Below are 12,162 nucleotides of genomic sequence, written 5' to 3'. Positions count from 1 at the left end.
ATAATGATATGAAAAAGATAATCATTACAGCGACAGCTGAAAGTATAGAACAAGTTCAAGCTTTATTGGAAGCTGGTGTGGATCGTATTTATGTCGGTGAGAAAAAATACGGCCTTCGATTGCCACATAATTTCACTTATGACGAATTAAATCGTATTTCTCAAATGGTTCATCAGGCAGGAAAAGAAATGACCGTTGCTGTCAATGCTTTGATGCATCAGGACATGATGGATCAGATCAAGCCTTATTTGGATTTTCTTCAGGAGATTGAGGTAGATTATATCACCGTCGGTGATGCAGGTGTATTCTACGTTTTGCAGCGGGATGGCTATAAGCTGAAAACGATTTATGATGCTTCGACCATGGTTACCAGCAGTCGCCAGATTAATTTTTGGGGCAAGAATGCTGGTGTATCGGAAGCTGTTTTGGCGCGGGAAATTCCATCGGCAGAACTCTTTAAAATGCCGGAAATCCTTGAAATTCCAGCCGAAGTCCTAGTTTATGGTGCGAGCGTTATCCACCACTCTAAACGTCCGCTTTTGCAAAATTACTATAACTTTACACACATTGATGATGAAAAATCAAGAGAGAGAGACCTCTTTCTTGCTGAGCCGAGTGACCCTCAGAGCCATTATTCGATTTTTGAGGACGACCACGGGACGCATATTTTCGCCAATAATGACTTAGACCTGATGACTAAGCTGACAGAATTGGTTGACCACGGCTTTACGCATTGGAAGTTGGAAGGGCTCTACACTCCTGGTCAGAATTTTGTTGAGATTGCTAAGCTTTTTGTTCAGGCGAGGGACTTGATTGAAAAAGGTGAATTTAGTCATGACCAAGCTTTCTTGTTAGATGAGTTGCTTCACAAACTGCATCCGAAGAATCGTTTCCTCGATACAGGATTTTATGATTACGATCCAGACATGGTGAAATAGGTCTAGTTTTGCTGTCTTTATCTAAGTAGACTTTTTTAGAAGGCCAATGCATCACCAGAAACTTAAAAAGGCACGGATTAGTCTGTGCCTTTTTAAGTTTCTATGTAAGAGAATGGGAATACTAGTCTTTATCTCCAGTAGTCGTAGTTGAAAGTAGCCAAGATTATGTCCGTGATTTCTTCGGGTTCTTCTTGAGCACCACCGGCTATCCAAAGAGAAATAATCCCCTCAACACTGGATAGGAAGATTTCCAAGGCATATTTCTGAGGGATGTGAAAGTTCTCCTCTAAAAAACGCTGGGTAGCAGTCTCTTGCTTGTCACTCAGAATGATAGTGGTTATGTACTCCCGAATAGCCTCTCGAAAGTCAATATAATGGCTTCTGGTCAGGGCGTTGATAAGACGCTCATTAGCACGCAGTATATGAAATTTTGCTATCATTAACTTTTGGGGATATTCGTTCTCCGCTTCAAACAAGCTATAACTAGAAAGTTGGGAAATAATTTCGCTTTTGAGACTATCAACCATCTGATACTTATCTTGGTAGTGGAGGTAGAAGGTGCCGCGATTAATCCCTGCCCGCTTACAGAGTTTGCTGATGGAGATATGCTCAAATTTATCCTCAGAAAGTAGTTGGATGAGGGCCTCTTTGATGTCTTCTTTGGTTCTAGTTTTTCGTTTCTGGGCCATTTTTCTTCCTTTTTGATTAAATCAACACTTTGTTGATTTTTGATTATTGCTTTTTATCTAAGCTCATTATATAATATCTGTGATTTAGAATCAACACCTTGTCTATTTAAGGAGATGAGGTTTGAAAAGGAGAGAAGCGATATGGCTTATATTGAAATGAAACATAGTTTTAAACGTTATCAGATGGGGGATACGGAAATAATCGCCAATCGGAATGTCTCTTTTGAGATCGAAAAGGGAGAGCTGGTTGTTATTCTTGGAGCTTCTGGAGCAGGCAAGTCAACGGTTCTCAATATTCTCGGTGGTATGGATACCAATGATGAGGGGGAAGTCTTGATTGATGGACAGAATATCGCGGCCTATAATGCTCATCAATTGACCGAGTATCGCCGTAATGACGTGGGCTTTGTCTTTCAGTTTTACAATCTGGTGCCTAACCTGACAGCAAAGGAAAATGTGGAGCTGGCCTCAGAAATCGTCAAGGATGCTCAGGATCCAGTGGCTGCCCTGACTGCGGTTGGTCTGGAAAAGCGTCTCAATAATTTCCCAGCTCAGCTGTCAGGTGGAGAACAGCAACGTGTGTCCATTGCTCGGGCGGTGGCCAAAAATCCAAAGATTCTGCTCTGCGATGAACCAACGGGAGCTTTGGACTACAATACCGGTAAGCAAGTGCTGCAAATCTTACAGGACATGTCCCGCAATCAAGGAGCGACTGTCATTATCGTGACCCACAATGCTGCCTTAGCTCCCATTGCTGACCGGGTCATCCGTATGCACGATGCGAAAGTCAAAAGTGTTACGGTGAATGAATCGCCTCAAGACATAAGTACATTGGAGTATTAATATGAAGAGAAAGATTTATTGGAAAGATATTCTGCGCTCCTTCACTAGCTCTAAAGGACGTTTCCTATCTATTTTAATCCTCATGATGCTGGGCTCTTTAGCTCTCGTGGGACTTAAGGTCGCTCCACCCAATATGCGCAGAACAGCAACAGATTACTTGAAAGAGCAACGAACCATGGACTTGGCTGTTATGGCGGACTATGGTTTGGATGCAGCGGATCAGAAAGAGCTGGAAACTATTAAGGGAGCTGATGTCGAGTTTGGCTATCTGACAGATGTCACCGTAGGCGAAGAGGCTCTCCGAGTATTCTCAGATACCAAGGATATTTCAAACTTTCAAGTGACCTCAGGCCGTCTTCCTCAGAATGAGCAAGAAATTGCCCTAGCTAGTTTTTGGTCTAAGAAATATAAGCTTGGTCAGGAGATTGATCTGACCGAGAAGGCAGGCCGGCCGTCAGTTCTGAAAAATAAGACTTATAAGATTGTGGGTTTTGTCAACTCGGCAGAGCTCTGGTCTGATAGAAGCCTAGGCAATGCTAATAGTGGTAGTGGCAATCTGGATGCCTATGCCGTCCTTGCGCCAGAGGCCTTTTCGTCAAATGTCTATAGTATCGCTCGATTGCGCTATCAAGATTTGGCAGATTTGGGTTCTTTTGCAAGGATTTATCAGGACAAGCTAGCGGCTCATCAAGAGCAATTAAATGAAGACCTCAAGGATAATGGCGCAGCGCGTCTAAAAAGCTTACAGGCAAATGCGATTGCTTCCATCCAAGCGGGAGCAGAAAAGATTAAGAATGCAGAAGCCGATATAGCTCAAGGGCAGAAGCAGCTAGAGCAGGTTCAAGCTAAACTAGAGGAGCAGGAAAAGAAACTCAATCAAGCGGCAACCAGCGGCTTACTAGCTGAAGAAAGTCTAGCCAGCAGTCGGTCTGAATTGGAACAAGGAAAGACCCAGCTGGCTCAGAAGAAAAAGGACTTAGAGCAGGCGACGGCAGAACTAAAAAATCGGAAAGTAGAATTGCAACAAGCTCGGGAAGACTTAGCAAGTTTGACGGAGCCAGCTTATCATAGTTATACGAGGAAGAGTTTGCCAGGTAGCCAAGGTTATCTCATGTATAGCAATGCCACCAATAGTATTGCTGCAGTGGCCAATATCTTCCCAGTGGTTCTTTATCTAGTGGCTGCGATGGTGACCTTTACAACCATGACCCGTTTTGTGGATGAAGAGCGAACGAATGCAGGTGTTTTCAAAGCCTTAGGCTATCACAGTCGAGACATTATTCGCAAATTTACTATCTATGGCTTGGTGGCTGGTAGTTTGGGTACGCTCGTGGGAATCTTTCTAGGGCACTATTTTTTCTCGGGGATTATTTCTCGAATCATCACGCAGGGCATGGTAGTAGGCCAGAGCAGGCTTTACTTTTATCCATTTTACAGTCTTTTGGCTCTGGGCTTAGCTTTTTTATCTAGCGTTTTACCGGCTTATCTGGTTGCTCGCCGAGAGTTGACTGAGGAAGCTGCCCATCTCTTATTACCTAAACCACCAGTTAAGGGCGCGACTATTCTTTTAGAGAGGTTTCCTTTTATCTGGAAAAGACTTAGCTTTACCCATAAGGTGACGGCTCGCAATATTTTTCGTTATAAGCAGCGGATGCTGATGACAATTTTTGGCGTGGCTGGCTCGGTGGCTCTGCTCTTTGCTGGTCTAGGGATTCGGTCTTCTATCAGCGGGGTGCCGCATCGCCAGTTTGAGCAGATTTTGAGCTATGATTTGATCATCTCAGAAAAGAGTCAGGCTGACCGAATTGCTAAATTACAGCTGGAAAAGAAGCTAAAAGACCCAGCTATTTCAGACTATCAGAGTATCTTTAGCCAGAGCTTCGAGGAAGTCTATCAAGGGAGCAAAAACAAAGAAACTGTGACACTGATGGTGACAGATAAGGCAGACTTTAGTCCCTTTATCAGACTGGAAAGTCAAGAAAATCAGGAAAAATTGACCTTGGCTAAAGGAGCCGTTATTTCAGCCAAGCTGGCTAAGATAGCCGGTGTCTCCGTTGGAGATCAGTTAGAACTGGATGGCAAAAAAATTCCCGTCGCAGCAATCAATGAAAACTACGTGGGACATTTTGTTTTTATGTCGCAGGCAGACTATGAGTCCGTCTTTGGTCAGAAAGCTAGCAACAATGCCTATATCGTCAAGCTCAAAAATCGCTCCGAAAAGGCGACCTTGTCTCAGGCACGAGACTTTATGAAGCTCTCAGCTGTCAGAGGCGTTTCTCAAAATACCAGTATGGTCGAGCAATTTAACACACTAGCAACTTCACTGAATTCTACCATGTTGGTTCTGGTGATTGTCTCGATTTTGCTAGCTATCGTCATCCTCTATAATCTGACCAATATCAATGTCGCAGAGCGGATACGGGAGCTATCGACCATCAAGGTACTAGGCTTCCATAGTAAGGAAGTCACGCTCTATATCTATCGGGAGACCATCTTGCTGTCACTCATGGGTATTGGCACAGGGCTCTTGGCTGGTTTTTATCTCCATCGATTTTTGATTCAGATGATTGCGCCAAACTTCATCGCCTTTAATCCGCAAGTCGGCTGGGAAGTTTATCTCCTGCCTATTCTAGCGGTCAGTTTCATTCTGACTTTATTGGGCTTCTTTGTCAATTATCAGCTGAAACGGCTAGATATGCTAGAAGCGCTCAAGTCAGTGGATTAAGACTAGATTTTATATTGTAACTTCCCTAAATGTGTTTGAGTGGAAGTTTTTTTGATCTTTGTTATAATATTTCTTGGATAGAAAGTGAAAGATAAAATGAAAAGAAGAATTGCTTTATTGTCAGATGTGCATGGGAATGCGACGGCGCTAGAGGCTGTCCTAGCTGATGCAGAAAGTCAGGCTGTGACAGACTATTGGTTTTTAGGTGACTTGCTCATGCCGGGAACGGGTCGGCGAAATATTTTGGATAAACTGGAGCGGCTACCGATTAGTCTACAAGTACGTGGGAATTGGGAAGATAGCCTCTGGCATGCCCTGCATCAAAAATTGGATTTGACGCGACCGAGCCACCTTTATTTAACCAAGCTCTGCCATTTTGTTTTGGAGGAAATCCTTCCAGAAGAAATTGACCGTATGCGCGAGCTTCCCCTGCAAGTCCTGACAGAAGTAGCAGGTCTCAAGATTGCGGTCAGTCATCACTTGCCAGATAAGAACTGGGGACGGGAGCTGATTCATATTGGTAATCAGAGCGATTTTGACCGACTTTTTGAAGGCAATGAAGCGGTTATTGCTATCTATGGTCATATTCACCAGCAGTTTCTCCGCTATGGAACAGGTGGTCAGCTGATTATCAATCCAGGCTCCATCGGCCAACCTTTCTTTTTAGATGCGACTCTGCGCCAAGATTTGAGGGCTCAATATGCCATTTTAGAGATAGATGAGACAGGGCTGAAAGATGTCGATATGCGTCGCGTGGCTTATGATGTAGAGCATGAGCTGGCTAGGGCGCGTGAGCTCCAGTTACCTTACTACGAAATTTATGAGGAAAGCCTCGTGAATGGCATCCACCATACTCATAACCATGACCTACTGCGAGAAATCAGTGAGCGGGAGGGCTATTTTGAGGATGTTCAGGACTTTATTCGCAATCTAGATTAATTGTAATAGAGCCCACTCAACCACTGCGTCTTGCTCGACACTCCAAAGACAATTGAGAGGCTAGGACTTTTGTCCCAGCCTCTTTGTTTATAGATGCTCCTAGAATCCGCCGCCCCGACCTCCGTGCGTTCTGCCAGATGAAGAAGTATGTGTGCTACTGCCACCTGAGCTCGAGCTCTGGCTAGGTTTGGGGATGGCTCTTTTACTAACATTTAAGTAGAGGAAGAATTCTTTGCTAGCGAACTTTTGTTAGAATAAGAATGTTGGCCGAACAAATGCCTTGGGCTTTTGGCCTAAAAAAGCACTCGAATTGCGTTTGTTGAAAACGCTTTCTTAATACTATTATAGCAGATTGTCCTAAAATCACAATCATTTACAGAAATAAAACATTTTATCAAACAAAAAAAGAGTTAATAGAGGAGATTTTGAAAAGTAACACTTGAAGTTACAACTCTTTTGCTATATAATAAATATAGATACCAGTAGAGAGGAGAAAAACATGCAAATTTCTAGCCGTTTTACCATTGCTACCCATATGCTGATTATCCTAGCTTTGGAAGGAAAAAAACAAAAACTGACCAGTGATATTTTGGCTGGCAGTGTCGGAGTCAATCCTGTTATTATCCGCAAGACTCTGTCCCAGCTTAAGAATGCTGGCCTGATTAGTGTTGCTCGTGGGACAGGTGGGGCAGATATTATCAAGAATTTAGAAGACATCAGCCTGTTTGATATTTATTGTGCGGTCGAGTGTTTGGGCAAGAGTGGGCAGCTCTTTAGCTTCCATGACAAGCCCAATCCAGAATGTCCTATCGGAAAAAATATCCACAATGTTTTAGATAATCGTTTGGAGGCTATCCAGAAAGCGATGGAAGCTGAACTGGCACAAACTAGTCTGGCCGAGGTTGTTGCAGCAACCGAAAAAGAAATGGCGAAAGACTCCATTTCGTAAGACTGCTTGGCTTTTTAGCCTAGAGACGAGGGCTTTCTTTGTTGAGCCTAAGATCACTGGCACATAAAATAAGTATTTGGCGGACATAAATTCGAAATCCTGTGCATGATAAACCATGAAATTCTCTTTTGACAGGAATGTCAAGTTAAAGCTATCATTGAGCTGGAAATGTCTTGGGGAGGAAGCTGCTCAGATGCAGGAGAGGCAGGCTTGTCTAGTAAAGTTTATCTGTGGGGTGGAGGAGGTGTGCGCTTCGTTTGAAAAAGTCGATGAAACAAAAATTGACTAGCCTAGCGAGTGGCGAGTTAGTCGCTGTTCTAGTATTCTGGTTCAATTTTTGCCTACTCAAAAAGTGGCTTGTAACCACACAAGCCCTAATTTCTATTTCCTTCTCCTTGTTTGTACTGAGTTTTATTCTAATACAGGGCTCTGTTTTCTGGTGGATTTTGATAAAAAGGCTTGCCAAGCCAAGATTTGCTGAAAAATATACAGGGAAAATCTATAAAATATTGAAGAAAGTAGATGCTTGCTTACTAGCTGTGGGAGTGCTGTTAATATTCTGGAACTACAGTAATTTTGCAGCTTTTGCCATCTCTATGGCTATTTGGCTATTCACCGTAATCGAGTGGATCAATTATTATAAATGGCAATTATCCTACAGTCTAAATCCTACTCTTTTGTTGACATACCTCCTAAAGAGGAAGTTAAGAAAGAGCAAAATCGCAAAAGAAATTGAGAAAGCTCTATAAAAAGGGAAACCTTTTCACCGTTTTAGAGCCTGAAAAGAGCAGCAAAAAAGCACCATTCGGTGCTTTTCTGCTATTCTATTCAAAATACAGCAAGTCTTTGCTAGTTTCGGTGAAGAGTTCAAAACCATTCTTAGTAACATAACCGCAGTCTTCGATACGAACGCCGACCTTGCCAGGGATGTAGATACCAGGCTCAACAGAGAAGCACATGCCTTCTTCGATGACCATTTCGTTGCCTTCCATAATGGATGGGAATTCGTGAACATCCATACCGATACCGTGGCCAAGTCGGTGGTTGAAATATTCACCATAGCCAGCTTTTTCGATGACCTCACGGGCAGCTCGGTCTACTTCATGAGCTGTGACGCCTGGTTTGATAAAGTCAAGCGCTGCTTGCTGAGCTTCCAATGTCAGATAATAGATATCTTTTTTGAACTGGTCTGGCTGGCCGACAGCGACGGTCCGTGTCATATCGCTGGCATAGCCATTGACCATGCAGCCCAAGTCAAAGAGCAGGAGGGCGTTATTTTCGACTTTATTGGCTCCGGGAATGCCGTGCGGATTGGCTGCGTTATTGCCTGTCAGAACCATGGTTTCAAAGCTCATCTCATAGCCTTCTCGCTTAATAGCAAAGTCGATTTGAGCGATGATGTCCGTTTCAGTATTGTCCAGTGAAATATTGTCAAAACCAATATTGACAGCCTTGTCAGCATACTTGCCAGCTACCAGCATTTTCTGGATTTCGTCGGCTGATTTGATCAGGCGCAAGCGGTTGATGTAAGGAGTCAGATTGACAAATTCAGCCCCATCAAAAACAGTACGCAGGCCGTGGTACTTGGTTAAAATCAGATTGTCAAACTCGACTGCCACTTGTTTGAAGGTCTGAGATGGTAGGGAAGTTTTGATCTTTTCCCAAGGATTTTCAGAATCGACATAGCCCACAACCTGAAAATCTACGGTAGAGGAAGCACGCTCAACTTCCAGTGCTGGTACGAAAAGAAGTGGCTCATGGTCAGTGTAGACGAATAGGAACATCTGACGTTCATGTGGATCGCTGTAAAAGCCTGTTAGGTAATGAATGGTTACAGGATCGGAGATAACAGTGACATCCTGCTTTTCATTTTCAAGATAAGTGATGATTTGATTGATTTTTGTCATAGTTCAACCTTCTTTCTATGCCTCTATTTTTGCAGAAAAAGTGAAAAAAATCAAGGATTTTAGCGAGGATTCCTCATCCTTGGCTGAAATTTTTGAGAGAAAGAAAGTTGAGGTGAAATTTTTACAAGAATGTTAGAATATAGTGTGCGAAAATAGTATTTTTTAAGGAAAATTTGATATAATAGTGCTTATGGAGCAGTAGGACAAATAAAAAAATAATAGATGTCTAAGCTTAAAAATTGTATAGATATGAAGGTAAAAAATGAAAAAAATATTAGTTGTAGATGACGAGAAGCCAATCTCGGACATTATAAAGTTTAATATGACCAAGGAAGGTTATGAAGTGCTGACTGCCTTTGATGGTAAGGAAGCCTTGGAAATGTTTGAAGTGGAGCAACCAGACATCTTGATTCTGGACTTGATGTTGCCAGAAGTGGATGGACTTGATGTTGCTCGGACCATTCGTAAGACCAGCAATGTTCCAATCATTGTGCTTTCGGCCAAAGATAGCGAGTTCGATAAGGTAATCGGTCTGGAAATCGGTGCTGATGACTATGTGACCAAGCCCTTTTCAAATCGTGAATTGCTGGCTCGGGTCAAGGCCTTGCTGCGCCGTTCTGAACTCATCCCAGATAGTCATGTGGATGAGAGTAGTCCAAAGGAATTGTTTATTGGAGATTTGCAGATTCTTCCAGATGCTTTTGTGGTGAAAAAACACGGGAAAGAATTGGAATTAACCCATCGTGAATTTGAACTCTTGCACCATTTGGCGACCCATGTCGGTCAAGTCATGACACGTGAACACTTACTAGAAACGGTCTGGGGTTATGATTACTTCGGTGATGTGCGGACTGTTGATGTGACCATTCGTCGTCTGCGCGAAAAAATCGAAGATACTCCAAGCCGTCCAGAGTACATCTTGACTCGCCGCGGTGTCGGTTATTACATAAGAAATAATGATTGAAAAAATAAAAGAGTTTGTTCTGTCTCCTGACTTTGTCTTTTCACTGATCGTTGTCGGCTTTATCATCGTTGTAGCCCTCTTGCTGCTGGAAAATCGACGGGATACTCGAAAACTGGTCCAATTAAATCAAAAGATTAAAGGCTTGATTGCAGGAGATTATTCAGAAGTTTTAGATATGCAGGGAAGTCCTGAAATCACGGATATGACCAATTCTATCAATGATCTTTCTGAAGTCATTCGCCTGACGCATGAAAATTTGGAGCAAGAGACCAAGCGTCTATCCAGCATCCTGTCTTACATGACGGATGGCGTACTTGCGACCAACCGTCGAGGACAGATTATCACTATCAATGACATGGCGACCAAGCAGCTGGGGGTCAAACGTGATGATGTGCTTAATACTAGTATTTTAGATTTGCTGGATATTGCTGATGAGTACGATTTGCGCGAATTGATTACCAATGTTCCAGAATTGACCATTGATTCTCAAGATGAAAATGGCGAATACGTAAGCCTGCGGGTTCGGTTTGCCTTGATTAGACGGGAGTCAGGTTTTATATCAGGGTTGGTAGCAGTGCTGCACGATACAACGGAGCAAGACAAGGAAGAACGGGAGCGTCGGCTTTTCGTTTCCAATGTTAGCCATGAATTGCGGACGCCTCTAACCAGTGTAAAATCCTATCTGGAAGCCTTGGATGATGGTGCTCTGTCAGAGCCTGTTGCACCGGAATTTGTCAAAGTTTCACTAACTGAGACAAACCGGATGATGCGGATGGTGACGGACTTACTTAGCTTATCGCGGATTGATAATAATACCAGCCATCTGGACGTTGAGCTGACTAATTTTACGGCCTTTATCACCTATATCCTTAACCGTTTTGATAAGATTAAAAATCAGGATGAGACCAAAAAATATGAGATTATCAGGGATTATTCAATTACGCCGATTTGGGTAGAGATTGATACGGATAAGATGACTCAGGTTATTGATAATATCATGAACAATGCCATCAAGTATTCACCTGATGGTGGGACGATTACGGTTTCTGTGAGGACAACAGATGTTCAGTTGATTCTTTCGATTTCGGATGAAGGTTTGGGCATTCCCAAGCAGGATCTGCCAAAGATTTTTGATCGTTTCTATCGGGTGGATAAGGCCCGCAGTCGAGCCCAGGGAGGAACGGGCTTGGGTCTGGCTATTGCTAAAGAAATTATCAAGCAGCATCATGGCTTTATCTGGGCTAAGAGCGAGTACGGTAAGGGTTCTACCTTTACCATCGTCCTTCCTTATGATAATGATGCTGTCCGTGTAGATGACTGGGAAAATGAAGAGAATGTAGAAAGTGAACATGACTAAGGGATTTCAATATAGTATTCTAGCATCGGGATCGAGCGGCAATTGCTTTTATCTGGAAACAGACCAAAAACGCCTGCTTGTCGATGCTGGTCTATCAGGGAAAAAGATTACGAGCCTTTTAAGCGAAATCGACCGCAAACCAGAGGATTTAGATGCTATTTTGGTCACCCATGAGCACAAGGATCACATCCATGGTGTAGGGGTCTTGGCGCGTAAGTACAATCTAGATATTTATGCCAACGAAGCAACCTGGCGAGCGATGGAAAAGGACTTGGGCAAGCTGGATGCCAGTCAGAAGCATATCTTTGAAATGGGTAAAATGAAGACTTTTGGCGATTTAGATGTCGAAAGTTTTGGGGTTAGCCACGATGCGGCTGCTCCCCAGTTTTATCGTTTTATGAAGGATGGCAAGAGCTTTGTCATGCTGACGGATACGGGTTATGTTAGTGACCGCATGGCCGGAGTGATTGAGAATGCGGATGCTTATTTGATTGAGAGCAATCATGATATCGAGATTCTCCGGAGCGGTGCCTACCCGTGGAGCCTGAAACAGCGCATCCTGTCTGACTTGGGACATTTATCCAATGAAGATGGTGCGGAAACCATGATTCGCACCCTTGGCAATCGCACCAAGCGCATCTATCTGGGGCATTTGAGTAAGGAAAATAATATCAAGGAGCTGGCTCATATGACCATGGTCAATCAACTGGCTCAAGCTGACTTGCCAGTAGGTCATGATTTTCAGGTCTTTGATACTTTTCCTGATACAGCGACGCCTTTGGTAACTATCTAATCATCAGTCGCTCAGAAAGAGGCTGGGACAAAAGTCCTAGCCTCTCAATTGTCTTTGG

The 12,162-nt window shown here is 43.3% G+C and carries 11 protein-coding genes; 9 read left to right on the top strand and 2 right to left on the bottom strand.

From position 1 onward, the window contains the following. The first annotated feature begins 8 nt into the window (after positions 1-8). On the top strand, positions 9-938 hold the full coding sequence (locus I872_RS05755; RefSeq protein WP_015605207.1) for a peptidase U32 family protein: 930 nt from the start codon (positions 9-11) through the stop codon (positions 936-938). 128 nt (positions 939-1,066) lie between these two features. Here the strand turns inward: I872_RS05755 and I872_RS05750 are convergent, their stop codons facing one another. Then, complete coding sequence (locus I872_RS05750; RefSeq protein ID WP_015605206.1) at positions 1,067-1,627, bottom strand: TetR/AcrR family transcriptional regulator; 561 nt, start codon at positions 1,625-1,627, stop codon at positions 1,067-1,069. Between the two features lie 141 nt (positions 1,628-1,768). On the opposite strand from I872_RS05750, the gene I872_RS05745 reads away from it, so the two are divergent. From I872_RS05745 to I872_RS05720, 5 genes are all read left to right on the top strand, one after another. Next, positions 1,769-2,470, top strand: a complete 702-nt coding sequence (locus I872_RS05745; protein WP_015605205.1) for an ABC transporter ATP-binding protein — start codon at positions 1,769-1,771, stop codon at positions 2,468-2,470. A 1-nt stretch (position 2,471) separates the two neighbouring features. Beyond that, positions 2,472-5,195, top strand: coding sequence for an FtsX-like permease family protein (locus tag I872_RS05740; RefSeq protein WP_015605204.1), 2,724 nt, complete (start codon positions 2,472-2,474; stop codon positions 5,193-5,195). 96 nt (positions 5,196-5,291) lie between these two features. Continuing rightward, complete coding sequence (locus tag I872_RS05735) at positions 5,292-6,134, top strand: metallophosphoesterase family protein (RefSeq protein ID WP_015605203.1); 843 nt, start codon at positions 5,292-5,294, stop codon at positions 6,132-6,134. 499 nt (positions 6,135-6,633) lie between these two features. Beyond that, the gene (locus I872_RS05725) at positions 6,634-7,083 is read left to right on the top strand and encodes an Rrf2 family transcriptional regulator (protein WP_015605201.1); all 450 of its coding nucleotides are present in this window, start codon (positions 6,634-6,636) and stop codon (positions 7,081-7,083) included. Positions 7,084-7,352: 269 nt separating this feature from the next. Beyond that, a complete protein-coding gene (locus I872_RS05720) occupies positions 7,353-7,832 on the top strand; it encodes a hypothetical protein (protein WP_041826807.1) in 480 nt (159 codons plus the stop codon). Between the two features lie 75 nt (positions 7,833-7,907). Here I872_RS05720 and I872_RS05715 read toward each other — a convergent pair whose 3' ends face one another. Further along, positions 7,908-8,990, bottom strand: a complete 1,083-nt coding sequence (locus tag I872_RS05715) for a M24 family metallopeptidase (protein ID WP_015605199.1) — start codon at positions 8,988-8,990, stop codon at positions 7,908-7,910. Positions 8,991-9,252: 262 nt separating this feature from the next. Here I872_RS05715 and yycF point away from each other — a divergent pair, with 262 nt between their 5' ends. From yycF to I872_RS05700, 3 genes are read left to right on the top strand one after another with little or no spacing between them, the layout of a single operon-like run. Next, a complete protein-coding gene (yycF, locus tag I872_RS05710; RefSeq protein ID WP_015605198.1) occupies positions 9,253-9,954 on the top strand; it encodes a response regulator YycF in 702 nt (233 codons plus the stop codon). Continuing rightward, the gene (gene vicK, locus I872_RS05705; protein ID WP_015605197.1) at positions 9,947-11,311 is read left to right on the top strand and encodes a cell wall metabolism sensor histidine kinase VicK; all 1,365 of its coding nucleotides are present in this window, start codon (positions 9,947-9,949) and stop codon (positions 11,309-11,311) included. The genes yycF and vicK overlap by 8 nt, the downstream gene beginning before the upstream one ends. Further along, positions 11,304-12,104, top strand: coding sequence for an MBL fold metallo-hydrolase (locus tag I872_RS05700; RefSeq protein WP_015605196.1), 801 nt, complete (start codon positions 11,304-11,306; stop codon positions 12,102-12,104). The genes vicK and I872_RS05700 overlap by 8 nt, the downstream gene beginning before the upstream one ends. Positions 12,105-12,162 lie beyond the last annotated feature (58 nt).

Origin of the sequence: Streptococcus cristatus AS 1.3089, assembly GCF_000385925.1 — a bacterium.
Taxonomy (GTDB): domain Bacteria; phylum Bacillota; class Bacilli; order Lactobacillales; family Streptococcaceae; genus Streptococcus; species Streptococcus cristatus_B.
This window is presented reverse-complemented; position numbering and strand designations above follow the sequence as displayed.